The following is a 24,899-nucleotide window of genomic DNA, read 5'->3' as shown; positions in this document are numbered from 1 at the left end:
GGCGATTATTTTTGTCGCAAATCAAGTTGTGCAAAAAGGCAAACCGGACGAAAGTCCGGGACGCAAAGCCTCCGGTCTAAGGGTCAAAGCACCTAGGATAGCGGGGTCACCACAGGTTGTATCGTCCATGGGCCAAGCCATGGTGGCGATGATGTCTGCGTTACCTGGCAGGTTGCGTTGCCTTTTTCGTTGTTAATTCCAATAACGAAATAAGGAAGTTCAAATATGTTAAGTCCAAAACTTTCCCTGCTGGCGCTCCTGGTCGGGGGATTCTGTGCTACCTCCGCCTTCGCCGCAGCCCCGGGCAAACCCACCATAGGTTCGGGCCCCACCAAGTTCGCCATCGTCGAAGTCAATCAATCCGCCTCGGCCTACAACCAGCTGGTGACAGTCCACAAGGATGGCGCCCCGGTCAGCGTGACCTGGAACCTCTGGTCCGGTGACGTCGGTCAGACCGCCAAGGTGCTGCTCGATGGCCAGGAGGTATGGTCAGGCCCCGCTTCCGCCGCGGGCACCGCCAACTTCAAGGTGACCAAGGGGGGCCGCTACCAGATGCAGGTGGCCCTGTGCAACGCCGACGGCTGCACCCTCTCCGACAAGAAGGAGCTGATGGTCGCCGATACCGACGGCAGCCACCTGGCGCCGCTCAATGCGCCCCTCAAGGAGAACAACAAGCCCTACGCCAACAAGTCAGGCAAGGTGGTGGGGGCCTATTACGTGGAGTGGGGTGTCTACGGCCGCAAGTTCACCGTGGACAAGATCCCGGCCCAGAACCTGACTCATATCCTCTACGGCTTCACCCCCATCTGTGGCGGCAACGGCATCAACGACAGCCTCAAAGAGATCTCAGGCAGCTTCGAGGCGCTGCAGCGCTCCTGTGCCGGTCGTGAGGACTTCAAGGTCTCCATCCACGATCCCTGGGCGGCGATCCAGATGTCCCAGGGCAACCTCAGTGCCTGGGATGAACCCTACAAGGGCAACTTCGGCAACCTGATGGCCCTCAAGCAGGCCCACCCTGACCTCAAGATCCTGCCGTCTGTCGGGGGCTGGACCCTATCCGACCCCTTCTACTTCCTGGGGGACAAGAGCAAGCGCGACACCTTCGTCGCCTCGGTCAAGGAGTTCCTGCAGACCTGGAAATTCTTCGACGGGGTGGACATCGACTGGGAGTTCCCGGGTGGCCAGGGTGCCAACCCCAGCCTGGGCGGTCCGAACGATGGTGCCACCTATGTGGTGCTGATGCAGGAGCTGCGCGCCATGCTCGACGAGCTGGAAGCCGAGACCGGCCGCCAGTATGAGCTCACCTCGGCCATCAGCGCCGGCGGCGACAAGATTGCCAAGGTCGATTATCAGGCGGCCCAGCAGTACATGGACCACATCTTCCTGATGAGCTACGACTTCAGCGGCGCCTTCGACCTGCAGAATCTGGCCCACCAGACCAACCTCTTTGCCTCAAGCTGGGATCCGGCCACCAAGTACACCACCGACAAGGGCGTCAAGGCGCTGCTGGGTCAGGGGGTGACACCGGGCAAGATAGTGGTGGGGGCGGCCATGTATGGTCGTGGCTGGACCGGGGTGAAGAACTACCAGGCCGGCAATCCCTTCACCGGCACCGCGACCGGGCCGGTCAGCGGCACCTGGGAAAACGGCGTGGTGGATTATCGCGACATCGTCAACAACCGCATGGGTGCAGGCTGGGAGCAGGGCTATGACGAGTCGGCCGAGGCCCCCTATGTGTTCAAGGCCAGCAGCGGCGATCTCATCAGCTTCGACAACGACCGCTCGGTCAAGGCCAAGGGGCAGTACGTGCTGGCGAACCAGCTCGGCGGCCTGTTCGCCTGGGAGATAGACGCGGATAACGGCGACATCCTCAACGCCATGCACGAGGGGCTGGGCCACGGCGAGGGTAGTCTGCCGCCGGTCAACAAGCCGCCGGTGGCCAATGCCGGCAGCGATCTGAGCGTCACTGGCCCGGCCGAGGTGACCCTCAACGGCAGCGCCTCCCACGATCCGGAAAGCGGCGCGCTGACCTACAGCTGGAAGCAGGTCTCCGGGCCCCAGGCCAGCCTGCTGGATGCCACCCAGGCCAAGGCCCGGGTGGTGCTGGACGCCGCCACTACCGACATCAATCTGGTGTTCGAGCTGACCGTGACCGACGATCACAACCTCAGTGCCAAGGATCAGGTGGTGGTGACCAACAAGGCGCCGCAGCCGAACCTGCCCCCCGTGGTCAGCGTACCGGCCAGCGCCACCGTCGAGTCCGGCAAGCAGGTGACCATCAAGGCCACGGCGTCCGATCCGAACGGTGATGCCCTGAGCTACCAGTGGAGCCTGCCAGCGGGTCTCACCGCCACCGGCCAGGACAGCGCGACCCTGGTGGTCACGGGCCCGAGCGTCACCAGCGACACTCTCTATGATCTGAGCCTGGTGGTGACCGACGGGGCGCTGGATGCCAGTGCCGGCACCCGCCTGACCGTCAAGCCAGCCAGTACAGGTGGTGGCTGTGAGGCAACCGATCCGGATGCGGCCAACTGGCCAGCCTGGAACGCCAGCACCGTCTACAACGCCGATACCAAGGTGAGCCACAACCAGCTGGTGTGGCAGGCCAAGTACTGGACCCAGGGCAACGAGCCAAGCCAGAGCGCCGATCAGTGGAAACTGGTGAGCCAGGTGCAGCTCGGCTGGAATGCCGCTGTGGCCTACAACGCCGGTGATCTCACCAACCACAACGGTCGCAAGTGGAAGGCCCAGTACTGGACCAAGGGCGATGAGCCCGGCAAGGCCGCCGTCTGGGTGGATCAGGGGGCAGCCAGCTGCAACTGATGGTCATAAGGAGTGGGGTCTTGGCCCCACTCCTTTTTCCTGTGGCGTTTCGCGGGCTGACCTCGGCCTGGGGCGGATAAACCGCCAGCCATGGCCATCGGCGTCAGTCTTTGCTAGGGAATTAATCATTTCACCCAAAGTTGAAAAAATATTTTCATCTTGAAAACGCTTTCAATGGAGTGAGTTGGATGGTTGACATCCGCTATCACGCCGAGCTTAACCCTGCCTTCAGGGGCATTTCCTGATAGAACACCCAGTCAGGATCCCGCTCTGCTATTTGCAGTGACTGCGGCTATGGAGAATAATCGCGGCGCACTACTGATTAATTTATGTATAAGGGCAAACCGGTTGAAAGGCCGGGACGCAAAGCTTCCGGTCTAAGGATCCATGATCTAGGACAGCGGGGCCGCCACAGGTCGTTTCGATCCTCTGCCAAGGGGAGATCTTGCACCATCTGCTGGTTACGTCGTCCTTATCGTATTGACTAATAACGAAAAAGGATTATTCGCCATGCAAAGTCCACCCCTTCTTACTGCCGACCTGTCTGGTTGGCTCCCTGCTTGCCTTCCCCCTTCATGTCGCCGCGCCAGGCACACCCCGCCTCGGCTGGGGTGAAACCAACTTCGCCGTCACCGGGCTCAGCCCGCCCGCTCACGCCCTGCCGCTCAAGGTGATCGCCGTCAGTGGCGGCAGGAGAAGGGGGTCGAACCCTGTGCTCATGTCAAGGCAACAACAACGACGCCCCTGCCACCGACGCAGGCGCCAAAAATAGGGACATCACGGAATGCAGATGAAAAAAAACAAGGTAAATCTGGCGATGCAGGGGGGCATGCTCGCCCTGCTGGCCGCAGGGGCGGTGCCGCAGGCGCTAGCCCAGCAGAACTCCCTCACCGGGGAGTGGCGCAAGGATCAGATCAAGCCAAGGCTCTACAGCCAGGAGGCCTGGGTCGACGGTTTCGCCTTGCAACTGCCGCTCGGGGCGGCCTTCGCCCCCCGGATAACGGCCTGGGACGAAAATGATGGGGATCTCAGCGGCCGCATCAAACAGCTCAGCGGTGTGAACACCCAGCAGGTCGGCAGCTATCTGGCAAAATACGAGGTGCGGGATAACGGCCTGCCCGAGATGGGGGGCTATCAGGGGGTTGGTGCAAGTACCACAACCTTTTCATTGCCCGTCACCGTCTATGATCCCGCCGTGGCCGTGCCGAGTGAGCTCAACAAGCTGGGTAGCCTCTGGCAGGAGAGCCCCGCCACTACAGGTCTCTTGCGTTTTCTCCCTGGCCAGAGCCTGAGCCGAACGATCCGTATCGCCTCAACCGGGCACCCCCTGACTGGGGACGAGCTGGAGATCACGACCTTCAAGGTGCAGGAGGGGGTCTGGGGCGGCAGCAACCGTCAGTTCAGCCTGCGCCTCACCGACATCGAGAGCGGCGAGTCTGCCTATGAAGGCAGCGTCCTGCTCGCAGCGGGTAAACAGTTGACCCTGCCAGCCCCCATCAAGGTGCGGGCCGATCGGGATTACGAATTCATCCTGACCTATCTGACCGGTCAGTACGAACAGGGTTTTCGCACCAACGAGGAGGGGGAACTCTGGTTGCTGGCAGATGGGCAGCAGACGCTCGAGGCGAACCCCTATGCCCAGGTGCTGCCCGACCCTGCCAACCAGCTGGCCTTCGATCCCGGTTTCAACTCTGCCCTGAAACAGAAACTGCTTAGCAGTCAGGGCGAGTCGGAGGCGCTGCTGATCGCCAAGGTGCCGGGTCCGCAACCGGTGGCGCTCAGTTATCGCATCGCCAACCCCGAACTGGCCAGTCTGCAACTGGTACCGGGAGCGACCCAGGATCGGCTGGTGCTGCAGGGGCTGGCAGAGGGCGAGACCACCCTCGAAATCCTGGCCGATGATCGGCAGGTGGATCAGGTACGACTGTTTGTTACCGCCCCCAAGACGGTCAGCCTCTCCTACAGCTACATCGCCTTCCCCGGCGAGCGTCAGAGCCATCTGTGGGACGACGGTGGCATCATCATGGCGGACATGAGCCGACGTTTTGCCCCCTACAACATCCGCCTCAGCTGGGTGGACAACGGCATCTTGGTGCACGAATGGGACAAGAATGGCGATGGCCAGGCCTACGAACCCAGTACTGTGGAGCTGACGGCGCCGCTGCGGGAGGGCTGGATCCCGAACGCGGAACAGGTCTTCTCCAACATCTATGTGCTGCGCGGCTACAAGGATGACAGCAGGACATGCAGCTACCAGGGGAATGGTCTCTCTGTCGGTATGGGAGCCACAGATGGTGCGCCGCGCGCTGGCTATCGATACGCCTGCCCCGGCAACGTCACCGTCCATGGGCAGTCGTTGACCCTGGCCCATGAGCTGGGCCACAACCTGGGGCTGTCGCACACGGGAGACGAGCCTTACCGGATGAGCAACATCATGACGGGAGGGCGGTTTGAGGGGGTCTTCTTCGGTTACCAGTGGCGCATCATGCACCAGACCCTTGAGGCCAGAATAGCGGCCGGTGATGCGGGGGTCAGCGAGGAGAGTGGCGAGCCTGAGTCGCCTCCGCCAGCTACCAACCAGCCCCCCCTGGCCAACGCCGGTGGCGATATGCGTACCACGGGCCCGGCCGAGCTGGTGCTCGACGGTGCCGCTTCCCGGGATCCGGAGAACGGTGCCCTGCGCTACCAATGGCGCCAGGTCGGCGGTCCGCAGGCCTCCCTGAGGGATGCGGAGCAGGCACGAGCCAGGCTGAGTCTGGGCACGGTCGCCCAGGATACCCAGCTGACGTTCGATCTCACCGTCACCGATGAGCAGGGGCTGGCGGGCGTGGACCGCGTGGTGGTGACCCACCAGGCACCACCGCCCAACCAGCCACCCGTGCTGACCGCGCTGGCTCCCGCCTCGGTGCAGTCGGGCATGCAGGTGAGCTTCACCGCCAGCGCCACCGACCCCGATGGGGATGCGCTCAGTTACCAGTGGACCGTACCAGCCGGCCTGACCGCCAGCGGCCAGAACGGTAAGACCCTGGTGGTGACAGGCCCCAACGTGGTGGCCAGCACGGATTACGATCTGACTGTCACCGTGACCGATGGCGCCCAGGATGCCCAGGGCCAGACCCGGCTCACCGTCACCCCGGCAAGCGGTGGTGAATGCAGTGCCACCGATCCGGACGCGGCCTACTGGCCGGCCTGGAGCGCCAGCACCGTCTACAACACCGATACCAAAGTGAGCCACCACCAGCTGGTCTGGCAGGCCAGGTACTGGACCCAGGGCAACGAGCCGAGCCAGACGGCGGATCAGTGGAAGCTGGTGAGCCAGGTGCAGCTCGGCTGGCATGCCGCCGTGGCCTACAGCGCCGGTGAGCTCGCCAACCACAAGGGACGCAAGTGGCAGGCCCGCTACTGGACCAAGGGCAACGAGCCCGGCAAGCACGATGTCTGGCTGGATCAGGGGGCCGCCAGCTGCAACCTATGACCATCAGGAAGGGGGCCCTGGGGCCCCATTCCTTTTTCCATTCCTGTTTCAGCCTGCGGTGATGCCGCTGTGCGGCAACCAGAACCGAGGCTCAGGTCGGGTGGTAGGACCTGGCCCCCGACGCCCATTTTGTAATGATTCCTGCAACAGGGCATGTGGACATGCCCACCACAACGAGAACCATAACAATGACAAAAACACAGTTAGCCAGCCTCATCATGGCCGCTCTGGCGAGCGGCCCCCTGTTGGCTGCCGTTCAGGCTCCCACCTCCTTGCCCTTCAATACCCAGCCACCGACCAACGATCTGCAAGGATCCCTGGCGGCGCAGGTTCAATTCGCCCAGAGCCAGATCCTGCCGGCCCATGTCGCCGAAGGGGACAGCCAGCCCAGGCTGACCGCCCTGCGCAAGAGCCTGCTGCTGGTCAGGCCGCTGCAAGCCGAGACCGGCGTGCCCATGACGGTGACGGCGCGAGATGGCGCCGGGCAGACCCTCGGGACGCTTAGCCTCAACCCGCCCGAGCAGTTGCCGAAGACGGCCTATTACCTCGATGGTTCGCCGGAAGAGGGGGTCGACTTCACCCCGGCGGCGGGAACCACCAATGTCATCAGCAGCAGTGCCGAGCTGGCCCGGCTGGATGATGCCACGGCGAGCTTGCTGCGGGATCGCCTGGGGCAGCATGCCCTGGTGGAGGTGAAGACCGCCGATGGCCGATGGGTCAGGGATATCTATCTGCCGGAGGGGATCGCCCTGGAAGGCAAGATGGTGCGTGCGAGTTCCAATGCCGGTTACAACTCGACGGTGCGCTACAGCGGCCGCCAGGTGACGCTCTCCCGCGGTCAGACCCTGCAGTTCAAGTTCGTCGGGGGTCAGTGGATCCGTGACGGGGAGCTCGAGAACAACGGCATCCGCTATGCGACCGACGCCTGGAGCGTGGTGCTGCCGGCGGAGTGGATCCGGCCAGGCCTGAGTCTGCAGTTCAATCAGGGAAGCCTCAGCGGCGAGCTGACGGATCTCGCCATCGGTGCCCCGAGCGAGCTGCTCATCCACACCATAGACCTCGGCATGCTGACCACCCCCCGGGATCAGTTTGCCTTCGCCAGGGATCCCGAAGCCCATCGCGAGTACTTCCAGACGGTGCCGACCAGCCGGCTGATCGTCAGCCAGTATGCTCCCCTGTCGCTGCCGGAGGTGATGCTGCCAAACGGTACCCTGCTCACCGACTTCGATCCCGGCCAGGGGGGCTGGCACGAGGGCACCATGCGCCAGCGCATCGGCAAGGAGCTGATCTCCCACGGGATAGACAATGCGAACTACGGCATCAACAGCACGGCCGGCGAGGGGGAGAGCAGCCATCCCTATGTGGTGGCTCAGCTGGCGGCCCATAACAGCCGTGGCAAGTACGCCAACGGCATCCAGGTGCACGGCGGGTCGGGCGGGGGCGGCATAGTCACTCTCGACAGCTCCCTTGGCAACGAGTTCAGCCACGAGGTGGGCCACAACTATGGTCTCGGCCACTATGTCGGCGGCTTCCAGGGCTCGGTGCACCGCAGCGCCGAGGCGGTCAATTCGAGCTGGGGCTGGGACGGGGATCGCAATCGCTTCATTCCCAACTTCGGCGCCAGCCGCAGCGGCCAGAGCGCCTGTCTCGACGGCCAGTGCCAGGCGCCTTTCGAGGGCCACCCGTTCGGTTTCGATGCCATGGCGGGTGGCTCGCCCTTCTCCGGCTTCAACCGCTTCACCCTCTACACCCCGAACTCGGCCGCCATCATCCAGCGCTTCCTCGAGAGCAAGGCGGTGTTCGATGCCGCTTCCCCGACCGGATTCAGCAAGTGGGATGCCGCCACCGCCACCATGGTGCCCTACCAGCACAGGGTGGAGCAGCTGGAGCAGATAAATGCGTCCATCAAGGATCTGGGCGAGGCGACGCTGGCGGCCCTGCTGGCGGAGTATGATCTGGTCAAGGTAGTCATGTGGGACGGCAACTGGACGCGCAACATCCAGGCGCCCCCTGCCGCCGCCGGGAATGCGGGGCGCATCCTGACCGTGGAGCACGGCGCCGGCTACAACAGCATCCTCTTCATCAACGGCCAGCCGATCACCGTCTCCCGCGGTTTCAAGAAGAGCTACACCTCGGACGGCAGCCGCTGGAACGAAGGGCCTGTGGTGGATACTCGGGTGGCACGCAAGCCGCAGGCATTCGGGGTGCCGGTGACGACCCTGGTGGGCTATTACGATCCTCGCGGGCTGTTGCCGAGCTACCTCTATCCGGCTCTGCACGGCGCTTATGGCTTCGGCTATGGGGATGACGGCGAGCGGATCGGGGCGGGGGATTGCCAGCTGCAGGTGGAGACCCGGGAGGGCTTGCTGCACTTCCGGCTGGCCAATCACCGGCTCAATGCCGGCGTGATGAACAAGTTCCATGTCAATGTGCCCACGGCCAGCGAGCCACGGGGCGCCGCCGTGATCTGCGCCGCCGGGACCCAGGTTCAGAGGACTATCTCGGCGCCGGCAGTGGATCTCTCCTTCACCGTCAACGGGCGCCCGCTCGAGTAAGGGGGTCGCGCCTTCGTTGCCGGGGGAGGGCACATCGCCATTGGCGAAGAAGCAAAAAAAAAGGCCCGTATGGGCCTTTTTTCATGAAAATCAGAGGGGCTTTTGCCACAGGCTCAGCAGCAGATCCTGCTCGAGCTCGTCCGGCCCCTGGTGGGTGAAGGCGTGACGCTGCTCACCGCCGGCACGCCAGCCGAGGCGACTGGTTTCCAGCACATGGGCGCGCAGAGCCTGATCCATGGTCATGGAGAACTGGCAGCGTTGCCGCTCAACGGGGACTAGCCCGGCCAGGGCTGGCCAGCTGAGGGGGTGCTCCATGCTCACCGGGTTGAGGCTGACCCTCAGCTGCCACTGGTGGCGCGGGCCGGGTTGCAGGTGGAGCAGGTAGCCGCCCGGGGTCAGCAGGCTGACCAGCAGCTCTGTCTTGATCTTGAGGTCGTTGACCAGCAGCACCTGGGCGGAGCCGGCCAGCAGCGGTGCCTTGGCCGGATCGGCGATGACGAAATGGCCGTCGGGTTGTGCCTTGTTGGCGGCGAAGATGGCGTTCTTGGCCAGATCGAAGCCGCCAAATTGCCAGCCCGGCAGGCGCTCTGCCAGGGCGCGGCAGTAGTACCCCTCACCACAGCCGAGGTGGATCAGCTCGCGCTCGCCGAGTGGCGCCAGCAGGGCCGCCATGGCCTCCACCAGGGGCAGCTGGTGTCCCTGCTCCAGGAAGCGGCGCTTGGCACGCAGCAGGGCCCGGCTGTCGCTGTCCTTGGGATCCTTCTTGCCCGGGATGAGATCCAGATAACCTTCCGGGGCCGGATCGAAATGGTGTTTGTTGTCGCAATAGACCCCGCGGGAGGCTTCATGAAGATGCAGGGGGCTGCGGCACAGGGGACATTGAAGATGCATACACACTCGCTTGGTTGAGGCCGGGGAAGGGCGTGCGGGATTATAGGGGAGGAGATCAGAAAAGGCTGCCGTGGCAGCCTTTTTTATCCAACGGCCCTGTGCTGAGCCGTCGGGGAACCCGGTCAGCGGGTGCCAAACACCACTATGGTCTTGCCGTGGGCCGAGATGAGCTCCTGCTCTTCCAGCATCTTGAGGATGCGGCCGACGGTTTCGCGGGAGCAGCCGACGATCTGGCCTATCTCCTGGCGGGTGATCTTGATCTGCATGCCATCCGGATGGGTCATGGCGTCCGGCTGCTTGGCCAGGTTCAGCAGGGTCTGGGCAATCCGGCCGGTCACGTCCAGGAAGGCGAGGTTGCCGACCTTCTGGCTGGTGTGCTGCAGGCGCTTGGCCATCTGGCCGGAGAGGCGCAGCAAGATGTCCGGGTTGACCTGGATCAGCTGGCGGAACTTCTTGTAGGAGATCTCGGCGACTTCACAGGCGCCTTTGGCACGTACCCAGGCGGAACGCTCCGGATTCTCGTTCTCTTCGAACATCCCCATCTCGCCCAGGAAATCCCCCTGATTCAGGTAGGAGAGGATCATCTCCTTGCCCTCGTCATCCTTGATCAGGACGGCGACTGTACCCTTGACGATGTAGTAGAGGGTTTCCGCTTTTTCACCGGCGTGAATAAGGGTGCTCTTGGCGGGATACTTATGAATGTGGCAATGCGACAAGAACCACTCCAGGGTGGGATCGCTTTGCGGTTTGCCAATGATCATGAGACTTCCTCTGTAGTGTCATTTTTATGGACTGTGCGTCCAGGCAAGTTGCCAAGCTTGCCATTCCTTAGTCTTTGGTCGCAGTAGAATAAGAGCCTTTGTCTGTGCTGACAAGGCTTTGGGACTTTGGTGTCCATCTGTGTGCATCGATCTGCTGCGCCATCCGGGCCATTCTAGGCAAGAAGGGGGGAAGATATGTTGATTTCGATCTATTTCCTTCAGGGTCTGCCACGGTTTCGGAACAAGTCGCGGCGCCGGGGCGAGGCGGTCATGAAACCGGGGGTGGCGCAACGTGACGGGGCATGTGCCACTCGACCCCTGCTTGAGGTATGCTATGGGCGTCAGAATCGTCGTCATTGAGAGGAAATGTGAGATGAAAGCCAAGGTCAGCTGGGTGGAAGGCATGAAGTTTGTGGGCGAGAGCGAGTCCGGTCATCAGGTGACGCTGGACGGCGCCAACCCGGGCGAAGGTGCCAGCCCGATGGAGATGATCCTGCTGGCCGTCGGTGGGTGCAGCTCCATCGACGTGGTCTCCATTCTGGAGAAGGCGCGCCAGTCCGTGACTGCCTGTCATGTGGAGCTGGAAGGGGAGCGTGCCGACTCAGTGCCCCGGGTGTTCGAGAAGATCCATCTCAAGTTCGTCGTGACCGGCAAGGGGTTGGCCGAGAAACAGGTTGCCCGCGCGGTCGACTTGTCGATGGAGAAGTATTGTTCCGTTTCCCTGATGTTGGAAAAAGCGGTAGAAATTACCCATAGTTATCAAATCGTTGAAGCTTGATAGTTGTAGTTTGTCCCGTCGATAACGCCATGACATAAGGAAAGTGCGATGAAAAAGATAATGATGTTGCTTCCCCTGTTCGGGCTGGCTGCCTGCAGCATGCCGCAGCCGACCCAGTATCAGTACAGCCAGTATCAGTGCGGGGAAGAGTTGTTGGCCATCACCTATGATGCCCAGGCCGACATGGTGCAGTTCCCTTATGCCGGGGTCTATCACAAGCTGGGTCGCATCGAGTCACCCAAAGAGACTGCCAGCTATTCCGATGGGGTGACCACCTTCTCCCATCAGGAAAAACAGGCCACCCTGGTCAAGAACGGCGTGACCCTGCTGACCTGCGAACTGAAGTAATCCTCATGCCGTGCAACGGCGTGTATCCACAACGGCCTGCTTGAAGCAGGCCGTTGTGTTATGGGGCTCATTGGGCGGGCAGGGAGCCGAGGAGCTGAGCGGCGAGCTGCTGGCTCAGCTGGCTGCGCTCGTCCTCGGCGATGGGCACGTCGCTGGCGAGCTGGATGGCGCTGCTCCAGACGCTTTGCTGGGTGCGCCTGTCGATCAGCAGTATGGCCAGGGTGCCCTTGCGGGCATCGGCGGCGGCATTCAGCCCTGGGGTCATGCCGATGCGGGAGAATATCTCCCCATCGCTCATGTCCTGGCTGCCCGCCACTCCGATGGCGACCCAGACGTCGGCCTCATCGAGGGGCACGCTGCGCCAGCCCTTGCCGTCGAGCGTCTGGGTGACGGCCTGCTGCACCGGCTCCAGCCAGGGGGCGGCGCTGTTGCCCGCGTACTGGAACTGCTCCGCCAGCGCATAGCGTGGCGTCGCCCCGTAGGCCCAGTTGTCTGCCGGACGGACCACCATGGTGCCCGTCTCGACCGTGGGGGCGGCGGGGCCAGTGCTGCAACCGCCCAGCAGGGCTGCCAGCGTGAATGAGAGAAGTGCACCGCGCATCATAAGCTCCTTGGCTCAGGTGATCTTGCCGGTTTCTAACAGTTGCTGGATCAGGGGACGCAGGATCAGCTCCATCGCGAAACCCATCTTGCCCCCCGGCACCACTATGGTGTTCATTCTGGACATGAAGGCCCCGTCTATCATCGACAGCAGGTAGGGGAAGTCCACCTGCTTGATGCCCCGAAACCGGATCACCAGCATACTCTCGTCCAGGCTGGGTATCACCTTGGCGCTGAAGGGGTTGGAGGTGTCCACCGTCGGCACCCGCTGGAAGTTGATGTGGGTACGGGAGAACTGCGGTGTGATGAAGTTGATGTAGTCATCCATGGAGCGGACGATGGAGTCGGTCACCGCCTCGCGGGAGTGGCCGCGCTCCGAGGTGTCGCGAATGAGCTTCTGGATCCACTCCAGGTTGACGATGGGCACCACGCCGATGAGAAAGTCCACGTGACGGGCCACGTTGTGTTCGCCGGTCACCACGCCGCCGTGCAGCCCTTCGTAGAACAACAGGTCCGTCTCCCCCGGCAACGCCTGCCAGGGGGTGAAGGTGCCCGGCATCTGGTTGAAGGGGACCGCCTCGTCGAAGCTGTGCAGGTAGCGCCGGTACTGGCCGCTGCCACTCTGGCCGTACTCCTGGAAAAAGGATTCCAGCAGGCCGAAGTCGTTGGCCTCGGGGCCGAAGTAGCTGATGTGGCGTCCCTGCTCGCGCGCCTTGCGGATCGCCACGTCCATCTCTGGCCGCGTATAGCGGTGAAAACTGTCCCCCTCGACCACGGCCGCCTTGTATCCGAGCTGATGGAACATGGAGCGGAAGGCGTTGGTGGAGGTGGAGGTGCCGGCACCGGAGGAACCGGTAACCGCAATGATGGGATGCTTGGCCGACATAGAATTCTCTCTTCCTTGGGAGTTCCGTTATAAAGGCAGGTTCAAAGTGCGGTCAAGTGCAGCCTTGCTGCGCGGGCGGCATCATGAGCACCCATGCCCCCGGCTGCTGGCCTCCATCGGCGCCGCGGCAGTCGGCGAGGGAGGCAAAACAAGCCTGTTCGAAGCGCCTGTCTCATCGGGCGAGCCGCCCATCTGTCCCCTGAACTGAACGCCGCACTCGGCAAGGCCCGGGCCGGGCACTGTTCAGCTCGCGTTCCTTCTCTTGTGTCACTCTGCCGGAGAGTCGTCCCTCGGCGCATTGCTCAAATGCGTCTTGGGTACGACGTTGACGCTCTCGTGCAACTCGCTGTAGACGAGCACGGCACTACCTTGTAGTAATTGTTGTCTGACCTCTTCAACCTTGTCGGCCAGGCTGACATCCTGTTCGCCGTATTCGGTGCCTTCTTGCAGGACGAAATGTTCGAGCAGGTTGTTGAGGGTGTCTGGATCCAGTTCTTGCCAGGGGATAATCATGATTTCATCTTCAGTCAAAGCGATGCGGATATTGTCGGTGTCTGACCGGCAAGCGCAAGGAGTTTATCTGGACCTGAGCGAGGGTTCTCATGGCATCAGCTGAACAGCGTCGCCCAAGCAGTGAGTTTGACCATCACCTTTACGATGCGCGTCGCCGTGCCCTGAGCGCCGGGCTGCGCTGGTTCTGGGCCATCAACCAGCTGGCGATCCTCTTTCTGCTTGCGCGTTTCTATATCTATCAGGATGCCCGCCTGGTGGCGATCGAGGGGCTGCCCTGGCGGTATGAGTGCCAGCTAGCCCTGGTGCTGGTGGCGAGCGTGCTGCCGCCTTTGGGCTGGCGCTGGTTCTCTCGTCAGGGAGCGCCGAGATGGCAGCCCTGGCTCTGGGGTTGCGCCATGTTGTGGGGACTGGCCTGGGCGATGACGGCCTATGCCATCGCCACCATAGAACTCAGAGGGGGCTTCAGCCTGGCATTCAACATCGTCAGCCTGTTGCTGCTGACGGCCCTGATCGCCTTCTACAGCGAGTGGCGCGTCTTCTATTGCCTGAGTGCCCCGCCTCTGCTCTTCCTGCTGTTCGAGGAACGCTGGGTGATACTACCGTCCGGCACCGTTCACTGGCTGGCGGCCATGTGTCTGCTGATCGTCCTGGAGACGGGGCGGCGGATGCTCAACGGCTGGTTCGAGCTGGCGGTGTCGCGCGAATATGACAACCTGATGCTGGCACGCAAGATGGACGCCATGGCCCATCGGGATCCCCTGACCGGGCTCGCCAACCGCCGCCACTTCGATCAGGTCTGCAAACAAGCCATCGCCCAGGGAACGACGCTGGAGACACCGCTCACCGTGATCCTGCTGGATGTGGATTTTTTCAAGCGATACAACGACCACTACGGCCATCAGGCGGGGGATGAGTGCCTGATCCTGGTGGCCGAGTGTCTGGAGGAGAGCGTGCGGGAACCCGGCGATCTGGTGGCCCGTTACGGCGGGGAGGAGTTTGTGGTGTTGCTGCAGGAGACGACGCTGGCCGGTGGTCAGGAGGTGGCGGAGCGCATTCGCGCCACCCTGGCGGCCCGGGCGCTGCCCCACGAGGGCTCCGACGTGGCTCCCCATCTCACCCTGAGCCAGGGGATAGCCCAGTGGCGTCCGGGGGAGAGCCTGGTCATGCTGCTCGAGCGGGTGGACGGCGCCCTCTATGAAGCCAAGGGGGCAGGACGCAACGGCTACCGCCTGGCGTCCTGAGTCTGCTCCCGCAGCCACTGGCTGATCCGCTCCTCCAGCCAGAAGCGGGGTCGCCAGGGGGTACCGTGCAGGAAGCCCACGTGGCCACCGCGCCGGCTCAGCTCGTAGCGCACCATGGGGGAGAGCTGCTCCGGTCTGGGGATCACGGCCCCGGTCATGAAGGGATCGTCGGCGGCGTGGATGATCAGGGTCGGGATGGTGATGCGCGCCAGGAGATCAAGGCCGGAGCAGGTCTGATAGTAGTGGTCGGCGCTGTCGAAGCCATGGAGCGGGGCCGTGACCTGTTCGTCGAAGTCGCGCAGGGTGGCGATGCGGCTCACCTGCTCCGGTTGCCAGCGGGACTGGGCCGCGGCCTGATGGCGGATCTTGCTCTGCAGATTGGCCCTCATGGTGCGCAGCAGGTAGCTCTGATACACCCGTGAGAACCCCTGATTGACCCTGTCGGCGCAGCTCGCCAGTTGCAGCGGCGCCGAGATCACCACGGCGGCGGTGAGTTCATCCGGACAGGCCCGCGCCAGCAGATTGACCAGCATGTTGCCCCCCAGGGAGTAGCCGATGGCGATCAGCGGCTTGCCGGGGAAACGGCGGCCCAGCTCGGCGATCAGCGCCTCTGCATCCTCGATGGCGCCGGAGTGATAGGCCCGCAGCAGGCGGTTCGGCTCGCCGCTGCACCCCCGAAAATGCATCAGCACGGCGTCGTTTCCCTGCCGCTGCAGATGGGCAAACAGTCCCTTGGCATAGTGGGAGTGGATGCTGCCCTCCAGACCGTGAAACAGCACCAGCAGCGGCCGCTCATCCGGGCTGATGGCCCCGCTCCAGGCGAGATCGACGAAATCCCCATCCGCGAGTTCGAACCGTTCAGGGATGAAGCGGGCCGGCGCGCGGCGCAGCCACTTCGGCAATATGGTTTGCAGATGGGCATTGCGGGCCCACCAGGGGGCGTGGAAGTGGCTTTCTGTCAGCATGCAACGACTCGGGGCAGCAGAAGAGGAAACGGGCGGCGAGCCCAGGGCCCGCCGCGGTATCAGGCGGGCAGGCGGTCGTGGTGTTCGGCGCCGCGCAGCATGGCCTGGATCAGCTCGTTGGCTTCAAACTTGGTCAGTGCCTCGTGGGCGCCGACCTGATGGGCCCGCTCCACGCTGATCTCGCTGGAGAGGGAGGTGTGCAGAATGATGTAGGCCTCCGCCAGCCTGGGATCGCTCTGCACCTCGAAGGCCAGCTCGTAGCCGTCCAGCCCCGGCATCTCTATGTCGCTCACCAGGATGTCGATCCGGCTGCCCTGGGCGACCCTGGCCTGCATCAGGCTGAGGGCATCGCGCCCGTTGGTGCACACCTCGTAGGGAATGTTGATGTAATCGAGGGCCGCCATCAGCTGGCGGCGGGCGACGGAGGAGTCGTCCACCAGCAGGATCCGCATCGGCTTGAGCCGCTCGCGCTGCACATCGGTCAGCACGGGGTAGAGGTGGCTGGGATCGTCCGGATAGACCCGGGACAGGATCAGCTCCACGTCCAGCAGCTGGATCAGCTGATCCCCCACCTTGGTCACCCCGGTGACGAAGACGTTCTGCCCGAGGGAGGGGGGCGGCGGCTCTATGTCGCGCCAGTTGCACTCGGTGATCTTGTCGATGCCCCGCACCAGGAAGCCCACCAGGGTGCGGCGGCAATCCGTGATGATGATGAAGCAGCTGGGCATCTCCTCCCGGCTGATGGGGCGATAGCCCACCGCCATCGCCATGTCGATCACGGGGATGGTGGTGCCCCGCATGCTGGCCGCCCCGAGCACGGTCGGGTGCGAATGGGGCAGGGCGGTGAGCTGGGTGTAGGGGACTATCTCCTTCACCTTGAGGGTGCCGATGGCGAAGGATTGCCTGGCTGAGAGGTGAAACAGCAACATGCCCTGGGATTGGTTGGCCTTGCTCGTCATGGCGGATGTCCTGTTGATCTAATCGGTGACGGTCAATCTGGTGTTCAGCATAGAGGATGGTGACCAGGATGATGCCGTTGTTATTAACGGTTATTAGCGACCGCGAGCCGCAAAACTGGACCCTGTCACCCTTATTTATTTTCTCGTCCGGTTCACTGGGCGGAGGCCACCGCCTCCAGCGTCAGCCCGAGCCAGAGCTGGCACGCCTGCGCCAAAGCCTGTTCATCCCGGTAGCCGAGCTTTGCCACGACCTGGGCCGGCTTGCTGCCACTTCTGAGCAGGCGTACCCCCTGCAGCAACTGCCACTGGGCACCGAGCGCATCGGCCGCCAGGGCGGGATCCTCGATGCCCCGCTGGGCGAGGCAAGCCTGCCAGGCCGCGGCGCTGCCTTCCGACTGGCTGGCCAGGGCGCGCCAGGCGGCTTGCAGCGGCTGATCCGCCTGCGCCAGGATGGCACAGGCCTGCAACTCGTCCCCGATGACCCGCAGCCGGTGGCCATAGGCCTCTTGCCAGTCACGGGGCCTGGACCAGCTGGCCAGGCTGTCCAGCAGGGCGTCCATCAGCGGGGTGGGTTGCAACCAGCCAGCCTGGGCCGGTTGCGTCACCCGCACCGAGCAGGTCAGCAGATCATGCTGACAACCCGCCAGGGGAGTGAAGGCGGCGAGGGCATCGGCGCACAGCCAGAAGTGGCTGCCCGCCGTCAGCAACAGCTCATGGGAGCCGAGTCTCAGCAGCGCCGCGCCCCGGGTGACGCGCAGCAACTGACCCAGAGGGGAGCGTTTGCGGGGGCCGACCTGCAGGCAAGGAGTGGAAAAATGCTGATATTCGATGGCGTGATGCATGTAAAAACCCTGATATGATGCTGCCTGGAGGTAACAAAAATGGAAACCAGACGTAAAAAGCGCTTCATTGCCGGTGCGGTTTGCCCGGCGTGCGGCAAGATGGACACCATGATGCTGTATATGGAGCATGGAGTCGAGAAGGTGACCTGTGTCGACTGCGGGGATACCCAGGTGCAGACCCAGGCCGAGGTGGACAAGGCGACCCGGGAGGCCGAACAGGTCATAGGGGTCTTTCGTCCCGAGTGACCTACCGCCGGATGGCCGGGGTGGACCGAGTCATCCGCGAGGCCGAACAGGTCATTGGGGGCTTTAGTTCCCAGTAACCTACTGCCGGCGGGCCGGGGTGGACCGGGTCATCCGCGAGGCCGAACAGGTCATAGGGGTCTTTCGTTCCCAGTGACCTACCGCCGGATGGCCGGGGTGGGCCGAGTCATCCGCGGGGCCGAACAGGTCATAGGGGTCTTTTGTTCCCAGTGACCTACCGCCGGATGGCCGGGGTGGACCGGGTTATCCGCGAGGCCGAACAGGTCATAGGGGTCTTTCGTCCCGAGTGACCGACCGCCGGATGACCGGGGTGGACCGGGTCATCCGGGAGGCCGAACCGCTGATAAAGGTGTTTCGCCTCCAGTGAGGGGCCTCTTGATAATACCCGGGGTGGGGCAAGGCTCGTTCTGGACTGCTGACTTTTTCAGCATGGCGGAGCGGGGCAGATCATATGCTTGGCCACCTTTTTAAGGTATTCTGGGCCCGTTTTTTTCTATCCGCAGGATCCCTGACATGAAAGTAGCTCCCCTGAGCGTGGTTACGCTGGAATACACGGTCACCGACGAACACGGTGAAGTCATCGACACCACTGTCGGTAAAGAGCCTCTGGTGTATCTGCACGGTACCCGTTATCTGGTCTCCGGCCTCGAAGCCGAGCTGGAAGGCCGCAGCGTGGGCGAGGCGTTCGACGTCACCCTGACGCCGAGCCAGGCCTATGGCGAGTATGACGAGAACCTGGTGCAAGAAGTGCCCGGCGAGCTGTTCGATGGCATGGAAGTGTCTGAAGGGGATACTTTTGTGGCAGAGACCGATGATGGCCACCGTCCGGTGACCGTCATCGAAGTCTCCGAAGAGTTCATCAAGGTGGATGGCAACCATCCGCTGGCCGGTGTGACCCTGGGCTTCAAGGTCGAGATCAAGGACGTGCGTGCCGCCACCGCCGAAGAGCTGGCTCACGGCCACGTGCACGGTGCCGGTGGCTGCGGTCACGATCATGGCCATGACCACGGTCACGATCACGACCATGACCACGGCGGTTGCTGCGGCGGTCACGGCCACGATCACGGTCATGACCACGGCGACGAGCAGGGTCACGGCGGTTGCTGTGGCGGCGGTGGTTGCGGTGGCAAGGGCCATCACCACTGATCTGCCGACTGGCAAGATGAAAAAACCCGCTGCGTGCGGGTTTTTTTATGGCGGCGCACTCAGTAGTGCGGGGGCGGCGTCTCTTCGGCCATGCTGGCGATCTGGCTCGGCTGCACGCTCTGCAGCTTGTCCACCAGCAGCTGGATCTGATGCTTGAGCCGGTCGAGTTCACGGCCCTGGGTGGTCACCTCCTCGTTGAGCTGCTCCACCGTGTATTCGGCATAGGCGAGACGGCTTTCCAGGGTCTCGAGACGATCGTTAACTTGCTGACTCATGGGCCTTTTGGTCCTTACTTGATAGTCCAGATTTCGGCCAGGCCACTGGAGCTGGCGCTGACGAGGTGGCCATTGTCGCGCAAAGCCACGCCATAGACCACAGCGCTCGGTGGTTTCACCTTGGGATGAGGCGAGACGCGCCAGCTTTGCAGCAGGCTGCCATCGCTCACCCGCCACAGGGAGAGCTGGCGTGAGGGGGCGCCGGTGACGAGCCAGTCGCCATCCTTGACGAACCGCGCGCTGGTGTAGACCTCGAAGCGGTGATCGAACTGCAGCCGGCTCACCTCCTTGCCAGTCTTGAGATCCCAGATGCTGGCCTGACGGCTGTCGGCGGTGAAGGCGAAGCGCCCCGCCGGATCCAGTCTCGCCATCACCACCCGGCCGGCGTGGTTGAAACGCCACACCACCTGGCCGCTGCGGGTATCCCACAGATAGGCGCTGTAGTCGTTGCCGCCGGTGAGGGCGTAGCGGCCATTGGCGGAGAGATCCACGGTGTTGACCTGCTCGGTATGGCCGAGGAACTGCAGCCTGCGCCCGGTGCGGGTATCCACCAGCTCCGCCTTGCCATCTTCGCGGCCGATCAGCACCAGACGGCCATCGGCCGAGAGTGCCGCATCCCTCAGGCTGGATTCAGGAAGCGAATAGTAGCCTTGGGAGCGACCATCTTGCAGGCGCCAGATGGCAAAGGTGCGCTGGGTGGCCGTGATGGCGTGGCTGTCGCCCGGGGAGAAGCGGGTGAGGGTGACGAACTCTTCCTGGTCCTCGCTCTGACGCCAGCGCCAGCGCTCCTTGCCCTGTTCCAGATCCCAGACCACTGTGCCCTGGCCCAGGCTGGAGACGATGGCCTGCTTGCCGGAACTGGCGAGATCCGCACTCAGCAAGCCCTGGTTGGCGAGGCGGATCTGCTGGCCGGGAAGTGAGCTCTGTTCGCACCCTGTCAGCATCAGGCAGATACCGATGAGATAAATGGCACTTTTGATCATTTTTCCTGTCTCATGCTTTCGTTACCTGCGATCACGGCGTTAGTATAAGGCGCTTATCACGATAAACCTCTCATTTCACGAAGGAACCGAGAGCGGTATTTAGAGTTTTGGAGAAACTGATGAACAATTTTCTGAAGGTGTCCCTGTTGGCTGCGGCCGTTGCCGTGAGTCTGACTGCTTGCCAAAAAGATGAGAAGCCTGCTGCCAATACCGCAGAGGTCAAGGCAGAAGCCAGCAAGCCGGCAGAGGCCCCCAAGGCAGCAGCCAAGAGCTTTGAAGAGCAATCCGGCTATGCGATCGGCCTCTCCATGGGTCGTTATATCGCCAACACCCTGGAACGTCAGCAGGAACTCGGCATCAAGCTGGACAACAGCGTCATCCTCAAGGGGGTGACCGACGGTCTGGGCAAGGAAGCCAGCATGACTGACGAGGAGATCCAGAAGGTCCTGCAGGAATACGACGCCAAGATCAACGAGCTGACCAAGGCCAAGGCTGACAAGGATGCGGTGGAAAACCTGAAGAAGGGTGAAGAGTACCTGGCCGCCAACGCCAAGAAAGAGGGCGTGAAGAGCACCGAATCCGGCCTGCAGTATCAGGTCGAGAAGCTGGGTGACGGCGCCAAGCCCAAGGCCACCGACATCGTCAAGGTACACTACACCGGCACCCTGACCGATGGCACCAAGTTCGACAGCTCCGTCGATCGTGGCGAGCCGGCTACCTTCCCGCTCAACCAGGTGATCCCGGGCTGGACCGAAGGCGTGCAGCTGATGCCGGTCGGTTCCAAGTTCAAGTTCTTCCTGCCGTCCAAGCTGGCCTATGGCGAGCACGGTGCAGGCTCCATCCCGGCCAACGCCGTGCTGGTATTTGACGTCGAGCTGCTGGCCATCGAAAAGCCGGCTGCCGATGGCGCCGATGCGAAGAAATAAGCAGTCAATGCGATGAAAACGGCTCCCCTGGGAGCCGTTTTTACTTGTGTCGCGCCAGTATGGGCGAGAGAAAGCTGGGGGGGCCGTCTTGAGTGTGTGGCGGCTAGCCCCCAGAATAGACAACAAAATCAATCGCAAGGATGGATCTCGTGGCTGAAAGCAAACCCCGTGTCCTGCTGGTGGAAGATACCCGCAGTCTGGCCGTCGTCTATGAGCAGTACCTGGTTCAGGATGGCTATGAGGTGCTGCTGGCCGATTGTGGCCAGCAGGCACTGGCGCAGTTGCTGGCCAGCCCGCCTCCCGTTGTGCTGCTCGACCTCGAACTGCCCGACATGTCCGGCATGGCGATACTGCAGCAGATCACCGAGCAGCAACTGCCCTGCTCGGTGGTGGTGATCACCGCCCACGGCTCGGTGGACGTGGCGGTGGAGGCGATGCGCTGCGGTGCCTTCGATTTCCTGACCAAGCCGTTCGACGGCAAGCGGCTGTGCGCCACCGCCCGCAACGCCTACAAGCATCAACAGCTCAGCTCGCTGGTGGCCCAGTATCGGGAGAACTTCGAGCGCAGCTCCTTTGCGGGCTTCATCGGCGCCTCCATGGCGATGCAGGCTGTCTATCGCATCATAGAGAGCGCGGCGCCGAGCAAGGCGACCGTCTTCATCACGGGGGAGAGCGGCACCGGCAAGGAGGTCTGTGCCGAGGCCATCCATCAGTGCAGCCCGCGCCGGGATCAGCCCTTCATCGCACTCAACTGCGCCGCTATTCCCCACGATCTGATGGAGAGCGAGATCTTCGGTCATGTGAAGGGAGCCTTTACCGGCGCCCAGGGGGATCGCAAGGGGGCGGCCAGCCTGGCGGACGGTGGCACCCTCTTCCTCGACGAGATCTGCGAGATGGATCTCGACCTGCAGAGCAAGTTGCTGCGCTTCATCCAGACCGGTACCCTGCAGCGGGTTGGCAGCGGCAAGGTGGAGACGGTGGATGTGCGCTTTGTCTGCGCCACCAACCGGGATCCCCTGGTGGAGGTGAAGGCGGGGCGTTTTCGCGAGGATCTCTACTACCGGCTGCACGTGATCCCGCTCTCCCTGCCCCCCCTGCGCGAGCGCGGCGAAGACATACTGCTGCTGGCTCGCGACCTCCTGCTGCGATATGCCAAGGAGGAGCACAAGCGCTTCCGGGATTTCGATGCCGACGCCGTGCGGGTGCTGCTCGATTACCCCTGGCCCGGCAACGTGCGCGAGCTGCAGAACGTGGTGCGCAACATAGTGGTGCTCAACGATCGCGAACTGGTGAGCAAGGATATACTGCCACCGCCGCTCAACGGCGGCCGTGCGCTTGCGGTGCCCGCTGCTGTTGAGGCGACCCACGAGATCCTGGCCGAGCCCGTGCCGACCCCGCTGCCGGTACGCCCGCTCTGGCTGGTGGAGAAGGAGGCCATAGAGCAGGCCATCGCCAGCTGTGACGGCAACATCCCCAAGGCGGCGGCGCTGCTGGAGATCAGTCCCTCGACCATTTATCGCAAGAAGCAGGGGTGGGAAGAGGCGAGCCTGGCTTAAGGCTTAAGGCTCAAGCACGGCTGGGCTCAGGTCTTTCCTTATCTGTCGCAAGAGGCAGGGCTGGGAAGAGGCGAGCCTGGCTTAAGGCTTAAGTACGTACGGCTGGGCTCAGGGCTTCCCTTATCTGTCGCAAGAGGCAGGGTCGGGAAGAGGGGGGGCTGGCCTGAGTGACGGGCGGCGCGGGCCGCCCGCTCTTTTTGTGATCCGCCGTCAGAGCTTGGCGAGGCGCTTGAGCCTGGCCAGCCGCTCCGCCTCGTTGGCCTGCAGCCAGCTATCCCGCGAGAGCAGGAACCAGGCGCGGGCGAAGTATTCGGGGGCGGCCGGATCGTCCAGCATCAGGCCGTTCTCCCCCAGCTCCTCGAACACATAGCCATCTTCCGGCGCGCTGGCCTCGGCCATGTCGGCTTTCAGCTGGCTCAGCTCGGCCATCGCCTGTTCGTGCCATCCCTGGGCCCGGCTCAGCCGTGCCAGGCTCCAGCGGGCGATAAAGGCCTTGCTCTGGTTGTTGTGCTGCTGGTGCCAGGCCAGGCACTTCTGCTGGCAGGCTCTGGCTTCATCGAGGCGTCCCAGCTCGAACAGGGTCCAGCCCTGATTGTTGTAGAGGCTGGGCAGCCAGCCGCGCACCTTATCGTCGGTACTGCGTTCGGCCAGGTCCATGGCCAGTTGATGCCAGCGGCTCTGCTCCTCCAGCGGGGCGGCGATGGCCACCATGTGGGCCGCATCTATGGCGAGTCCAGTCTCCCCCAGCTTGAGCCCGAGTTGCCACCCCTGCTCGAACAATGTCCTGGCGCTGGCCTTGTCGCCGGCGGAGTTGAAGGTCCGCCCCCGCTCCAGCAAGGCGCGCAGCCGTGCTCGCGGGGTGGTGTCGGTGAGGCGGGGTTCTATCTCGTCGAGCAACTGGTGCGCCTGTGCAAACTGGCGCTGCAGGGAGTGGGTGCGGGCCAGCTGGGTCAGCAGCTCCAGCTCGTATTGCAGGTCGTCCTGCGCCTCTTCGAGCAGGCGTCGAAAACGCAGGGCCGTGGCGGCGGGATCCTTGTAATCCCACTGCGCCATGAAATCGGGCGGATTGTTCATCTGGCCTCCTTGCCGGTTATCCGCCCACCAAGATGCCTGAAGGCCATTGTTTGTACAAGAAAGGGAGAGCCTCTTGAGTCAATGCCAACGGCCAGCCGGTCAGTAGACCATGGCCAGGCTCATCAGCATCAGGCCGAGGGCGGCGAAGGCCCCCTCCTTGATGGCCAGGCGCGGCACCAGCGCCTTGGGCAGCGCCGGGAACAGGCAGAGCGCGAAGCCGAGCCCCGGCATCAGCCAGTGAAAGCCGGGGCTGCGCAGGCTCGGGTCTGCCGCCCCATTGATGACGATGAGCAGGATGAAGAGGGTGAAGGCGGGCAGGATAAACCAGCGGGCGTTGCCGGCGGCGACCGCTCGCAGGGGAGAGATGCGATAGAGCACCAGGGTCACGATAAAGAGGACAAGGGGGGCCAGCAGATAGAGGGGGGCCGGGTTCATGATGGGGGTCTCCAGACAACGGGGGTAAGAGTGTAAGCAGCCGGGGCGAGGGATGACCAGCGCGCCGGCCCCGGGCTGTGAGGCTGATCCCAGGGCAAAGGTTTGCCAGGCAAGGGGTCAGCGCAGCCAGATCCAGGCACAGCCAAAGGCCAGCCAGCTCAGCACCAGCAATACCCATGGCAACGGGTGCTGGCGGCTGATCTCGACAAGCTCTATCTCCTGGACCTCTTCCTCCTGCTCGCCCTGCTGTGGCTGTTTCGCCCTGGCTTGCTGCTTCTTCTGGCGGCTCGCCTCCCGGGCCCGCGCCTTCATCTGTTTCTTGTATTCGTCTATGCCCTTCTGAACCCCCTGGGCGATCAGCTGGGTCTGCTCCTTGGTCTGCCCCGGCTTCTGGTTGGCGCGGGCGATTTTCATCGCCTCCTGCTGGGTCTCGGGGGAAATCTTGTCGTACTTTGCCATTCACGGCTCTCCTTGGCATCGATTGGCGGGAAGTATGCCATAACTGTTTCCGGCAGGCTGCCATCCCTGCGGGCGAAATGAGGCGGCAGGCGATTGGCTCGTGATGAAAATATGAGGAGACAGGTTGCGTTGGTGATCACATTT

General features: G+C 63.1%; 23 protein-coding genes and 2 riboswitches. Of the genes, 10 read left to right on the top strand and 13 right to left on the bottom strand.

Going from position 1 to position 24,899, the window contains the following annotated elements:
* Positions 1-27: 27 nt before the first annotated feature.
* Positions 28-114: riboswitch (cyclic di-GMP riboswitch) on the top strand.
* A gap of 111 nt (positions 115-225) precedes the next feature.
* The 3 genes from AAHB08_RS09700 to AAHB08_RS09690 all read left to right on the top strand — a co-directional run bounded on the left by AAHB08_RS09700 (position 226) and on the right by AAHB08_RS09690 (position 8,853).
* Positions 226-2,823 carry a glycosyl hydrolase family 18 protein gene (locus AAHB08_RS09700; protein WP_342058806.1) on the top strand — a complete coding sequence of 866 codons (2,598 nt, stop codon included), beginning with the start codon at positions 226-228 and terminating at the stop codon, positions 2,821-2,823.
* A 328-nt stretch (positions 2,824-3,151) separates the two neighbouring features.
* Positions 3,152-3,237, top strand: a riboswitch (cyclic di-GMP riboswitch).
* Positions 3,238-3,613: 376 nt separating this feature from the next.
* Positions 3,614-6,298, top strand: coding sequence for a PKD domain-containing protein (locus tag AAHB08_RS09695; protein WP_342058805.1), 2,685 nt, complete (start codon positions 3,614-3,616; stop codon positions 6,296-6,298).
* Between the two features lie 188 nt (positions 6,299-6,486).
* Positions 6,487-8,853 (top strand): M66 family metalloprotease, encoded by a 2,367-nt coding sequence (locus AAHB08_RS09690; protein ID WP_446699521.1) that lies wholly within the window; start codon positions 6,487-6,489, stop codon positions 8,851-8,853.
* A 90-nt stretch (positions 8,854-8,943) separates the two neighbouring features.
* On the opposite strand, the gene AAHB08_RS09685 is transcribed toward AAHB08_RS09690, so the two are convergent.
* Both AAHB08_RS09685 and crp read right to left on the bottom strand, forming a co-directional pair.
* Entirely contained in the window at positions 8,944-9,744 is an 801-nt protein-coding gene (locus AAHB08_RS09685) for a putative RNA methyltransferase (RefSeq protein ID WP_202047069.1), read from the bottom strand.
* A 122-nt stretch (positions 9,745-9,866) separates the two neighbouring features.
* A complete protein-coding gene (gene crp / locus AAHB08_RS09680; RefSeq protein ID WP_025328082.1) occupies positions 9,867-10,505 on the bottom strand; it encodes a cAMP-activated global transcriptional regulator CRP in 639 nt (212 codons plus the stop codon).
* Between the two features lie 373 nt (positions 10,506-10,878).
* Here crp and AAHB08_RS09675 point away from each other — a divergent pair, with 373 nt between their 5' ends.
* Positions 10,879-11,283, top strand: coding sequence for an OsmC family protein (locus AAHB08_RS09675; RefSeq protein ID WP_171272501.1), 405 nt, complete (start codon positions 10,879-10,881; stop codon positions 11,281-11,283).
* A gap of 48 nt (positions 11,284-11,331) precedes the next feature.
* A complete protein-coding gene (locus AAHB08_RS09670; RefSeq protein ID WP_025328080.1) occupies positions 11,332-11,631 on the top strand; it encodes a hypothetical protein in 300 nt (99 codons plus the stop codon).
* Between the two features lie 67 nt (positions 11,632-11,698).
* On the opposite strand, the gene AAHB08_RS09665 is transcribed toward AAHB08_RS09670, so the two are convergent.
* The 3 genes from AAHB08_RS09665 to AAHB08_RS09655 form a co-directional block, all read right to left on the bottom strand.
* Positions 11,699-12,232, bottom strand: a complete 534-nt coding sequence (locus AAHB08_RS09665) for a DUF4136 domain-containing protein (protein WP_139434967.1) — start codon at positions 12,230-12,232, stop codon at positions 11,699-11,701.
* Positions 12,233-12,247: 15 nt separating this feature from the next.
* A complete protein-coding gene (locus AAHB08_RS09660; protein ID WP_005330514.1) occupies positions 12,248-13,117 on the bottom strand; it encodes a phosphoribulokinase in 870 nt (289 codons plus the stop codon).
* Positions 13,118-13,384: 267 nt separating this feature from the next.
* Positions 13,385-13,630, bottom strand: a complete 246-nt coding sequence (locus AAHB08_RS09655; protein ID WP_139434965.1) for a YheU family protein — start codon at positions 13,628-13,630, stop codon at positions 13,385-13,387.
* A gap of 89 nt (positions 13,631-13,719) precedes the next feature.
* Here AAHB08_RS09655 and AAHB08_RS09650 point away from each other — a divergent pair, with 89 nt between their 5' ends.
* Entirely contained in the window at positions 13,720-14,871 is a 1,152-nt protein-coding gene (locus AAHB08_RS09650) for a GGDEF domain-containing protein (protein WP_342058804.1), read from the top strand.
* Here AAHB08_RS09650 and AAHB08_RS09645 read toward each other — a convergent pair.
* The 3 genes from AAHB08_RS09645 to AAHB08_RS09635 form a co-directional block, all read right to left on the bottom strand.
* A complete protein-coding gene (locus tag AAHB08_RS09645; RefSeq protein ID WP_342058803.1) occupies positions 14,853-15,836 on the bottom strand; it encodes a hydrolase in 984 nt (327 codons plus the stop codon). The two genes, AAHB08_RS09650 and AAHB08_RS09645, sit on opposite strands and share 19 nt — an antisense overlap.
* A 59-nt stretch (positions 15,837-15,895) precedes the next feature.
* A complete protein-coding gene (locus tag AAHB08_RS09640) occupies positions 15,896-16,795 on the bottom strand; it encodes a chemotaxis protein CheV (protein WP_005330506.1) in 900 nt (299 codons plus the stop codon).
* A 152-nt stretch (positions 16,796-16,947) separates the two neighbouring features.
* Positions 16,948-17,637 (bottom strand): hypothetical protein, encoded by a 690-nt coding sequence (locus AAHB08_RS09635; protein ID WP_342058802.1) that lies wholly within the window; start codon positions 17,635-17,637, stop codon positions 16,948-16,950.
* Between the two features lie 39 nt (positions 17,638-17,676).
* Between AAHB08_RS09635 and AAHB08_RS09630 the strand changes: the two genes are divergently transcribed.
* Together AAHB08_RS09630 and AAHB08_RS09625 are read left to right on the top strand one after the other, a co-directional pair.
* Positions 17,677-17,883, top strand: a complete 207-nt coding sequence (locus tag AAHB08_RS09630; RefSeq protein WP_033130616.1) for a YheV family putative zinc ribbon protein — start codon at positions 17,677-17,679, stop codon at positions 17,881-17,883.
* A gap of 531 nt (positions 17,884-18,414) precedes the next feature.
* Positions 18,415-19,047, top strand: coding sequence for an FKBP-type peptidyl-prolyl cis-trans isomerase (locus AAHB08_RS09625; RefSeq protein WP_005330502.1), 633 nt, complete (start codon positions 18,415-18,417; stop codon positions 19,045-19,047).
* A gap of 59 nt (positions 19,048-19,106) precedes the next feature.
* On the opposite strand, the gene AAHB08_RS09620 is transcribed toward AAHB08_RS09625, so the two are convergent.
* Together AAHB08_RS09620 and AAHB08_RS09615 are read right to left on the bottom strand one after the other, a co-directional pair.
* On the bottom strand, positions 19,107-19,322 hold the full coding sequence (locus AAHB08_RS09620; RefSeq protein ID WP_005330500.1) for a SlyX family protein: 216 nt from the start codon (positions 19,320-19,322) through the stop codon (positions 19,107-19,109).
* A gap of 14 nt (positions 19,323-19,336) precedes the next feature.
* Positions 19,337-20,305: a WD40 repeat domain-containing protein gene (locus AAHB08_RS09615; RefSeq protein WP_202047063.1), complete on the bottom strand. Its 969-nt coding sequence runs from the start codon at positions 20,303-20,305 to the stop codon at positions 19,337-19,339.
* Between the two features lie 119 nt (positions 20,306-20,424).
* Here AAHB08_RS09615 and fkpA point away from each other — a divergent pair, with 119 nt between their 5' ends.
* On the top strand, positions 20,425-21,231 hold the full coding sequence (gene fkpA, locus AAHB08_RS09610; protein ID WP_202047062.1) for an FKBP-type peptidyl-prolyl cis-trans isomerase: 807 nt from the start codon (positions 20,425-20,427) through the stop codon (positions 21,229-21,231).
* A gap of 149 nt (positions 21,232-21,380) precedes the next feature.
* Positions 21,381-22,787: a sigma-54-dependent transcriptional regulator gene (locus AAHB08_RS09605; protein WP_342058801.1), complete on the top strand. Its 1,407-nt coding sequence runs from the start codon at positions 21,381-21,383 to the stop codon at positions 22,785-22,787.
* A gap of 210 nt (positions 22,788-22,997) precedes the next feature.
* Here AAHB08_RS09605 and AAHB08_RS09600 read toward each other — a convergent pair whose 3' ends face one another.
* From AAHB08_RS09600 to AAHB08_RS09590, 3 genes are all read right to left on the bottom strand, one after another.
* Positions 22,998-23,861 carry a hypothetical protein gene (locus AAHB08_RS09600; RefSeq protein ID WP_342058800.1) on the bottom strand — a complete coding sequence of 288 codons (864 nt, stop codon included), beginning with the start codon at positions 23,859-23,861 and terminating at the stop codon, positions 22,998-23,000.
* Between the two features lie 99 nt (positions 23,862-23,960).
* Positions 23,961-24,296: a hypothetical protein gene (locus AAHB08_RS09595; protein ID WP_043132774.1), complete on the bottom strand. Its 336-nt coding sequence runs from the start codon at positions 24,294-24,296 to the stop codon at positions 23,961-23,963.
* Positions 24,297-24,413: 117 nt separating this feature from the next.
* The gene (locus AAHB08_RS09590; protein ID WP_139434948.1) at positions 24,414-24,755 is read right to left on the bottom strand and encodes a DUF2956 domain-containing protein; all 342 of its coding nucleotides are present in this window, start codon (positions 24,753-24,755) and stop codon (positions 24,414-24,416) included.
* Positions 24,756-24,899 lie beyond the last annotated feature (144 nt).

The sequence above is a fragment of the Aeromonas sp. OTU364 genome, from assembly GCF_038440395.1.
GTDB lineage: Bacteria > Pseudomonadota > Gammaproteobacteria > Enterobacterales > Aeromonadaceae > Aeromonas.
This window is presented reverse-complemented; position numbering and strand designations above follow the sequence as displayed.

Coding starts and splice junctions, on each gene's coding strand:
- AAHB08_RS09700 (WP_342058806.1), top strand. CDS start 226: ATGTTAAGTCCAAAACTTTCCCTGCTGGCGCTCCTGGTCGGGGGATTC.
- AAHB08_RS09695 (WP_342058805.1), top strand. CDS start 3,614: ATGAAAAAAAACAAGGTAAATCTGGCGATGCAGGGGGGCATGCTCGCC.
- AAHB08_RS09690 (WP_446699521.1), top strand. CDS start 6,487: ATGACAAAAACACAGTTAGCCAGCCTCATCATGGCCGCTCTGGCGAGC.
- AAHB08_RS09685 (WP_202047069.1), bottom strand. CDS start 9,744: ATGCATCTTCAATGTCCCCTGTGCCGCAGCCCCCTGCATCTTCATGAA.
- crp (WP_025328082.1), bottom strand. CDS start 10,505: ATGATCATTGGCAAACCGCAAAGCGATCCCACCCTGGAGTGGTTCTTG.
- AAHB08_RS09675 (WP_171272501.1), top strand. CDS start 10,879: ATGAAAGCCAAGGTCAGCTGGGTGGAAGGCATGAAGTTTGTGGGCGAG.
- AAHB08_RS09670 (WP_025328080.1), top strand. CDS start 11,332: ATGAAAAAGATAATGATGTTGCTTCCCCTGTTCGGGCTGGCTGCCTGC.
- AAHB08_RS09665 (WP_139434967.1), bottom strand. CDS start 12,232: ATGCGCGGTGCACTTCTCTCATTCACGCTGGCAGCCCTGCTGGGCGGT.
- AAHB08_RS09660 (WP_005330514.1), bottom strand. CDS start 13,117: ATGTCGGCCAAGCATCCCATCATTGCGGTTACCGGTTCCTCCGGTGCC.
- AAHB08_RS09655 (WP_139434965.1), bottom strand. CDS start 13,630: ATGATTATCCCCTGGCAAGAACTGGATCCAGACACCCTCAACAACCTG.
- AAHB08_RS09650 (WP_342058804.1), top strand. CDS start 13,720: ATGGCATCAGCTGAACAGCGTCGCCCAAGCAGTGAGTTTGACCATCAC.
- AAHB08_RS09645 (WP_342058803.1), bottom strand. CDS start 15,836: ATGCTGACAGAAAGCCACTTCCACGCCCCCTGGTGGGCCCGCAATGCC.
- AAHB08_RS09640 (WP_005330506.1), bottom strand. CDS start 16,795: ATGACGAGCAAGGCCAACCAATCCCAGGGCATGTTGCTGTTTCACCTC.
- AAHB08_RS09635 (WP_342058802.1), bottom strand. CDS start 17,637: ATGCATCACGCCATCGAATATCAGCATTTTTCCACTCCTTGCCTGCAG.
- AAHB08_RS09630 (WP_033130616.1), top strand. CDS start 17,677: ATGGAAACCAGACGTAAAAAGCGCTTCATTGCCGGTGCGGTTTGCCCG.
- AAHB08_RS09625 (WP_005330502.1), top strand. CDS start 18,415: ATGAAAGTAGCTCCCCTGAGCGTGGTTACGCTGGAATACACGGTCACC.
- AAHB08_RS09620 (WP_005330500.1), bottom strand. CDS start 19,322: ATGAGTCAGCAAGTTAACGATCGTCTCGAGACCCTGGAAAGCCGTCTC.
- AAHB08_RS09615 (WP_202047063.1), bottom strand. CDS start 20,305: ATGATCAAAAGTGCCATTTATCTCATCGGTATCTGCCTGATGCTGACA.
- fkpA (WP_202047062.1), top strand. CDS start 20,425: ATGAACAATTTTCTGAAGGTGTCCCTGTTGGCTGCGGCCGTTGCCGTG.
- AAHB08_RS09600 (WP_342058800.1), bottom strand. CDS start 23,861: ATGAACAATCCGCCCGATTTCATGGCGCAGTGGGATTACAAGGATCCC.
- AAHB08_RS09595 (WP_043132774.1), bottom strand. CDS start 24,296: ATGAACCCGGCCCCCCTCTATCTGCTGGCCCCCCTTGTCCTCTTTATC.
- AAHB08_RS09590 (WP_139434948.1), bottom strand. CDS start 24,755: ATGGCAAAGTACGACAAGATTTCCCCCGAGACCCAGCAGGAGGCGATG.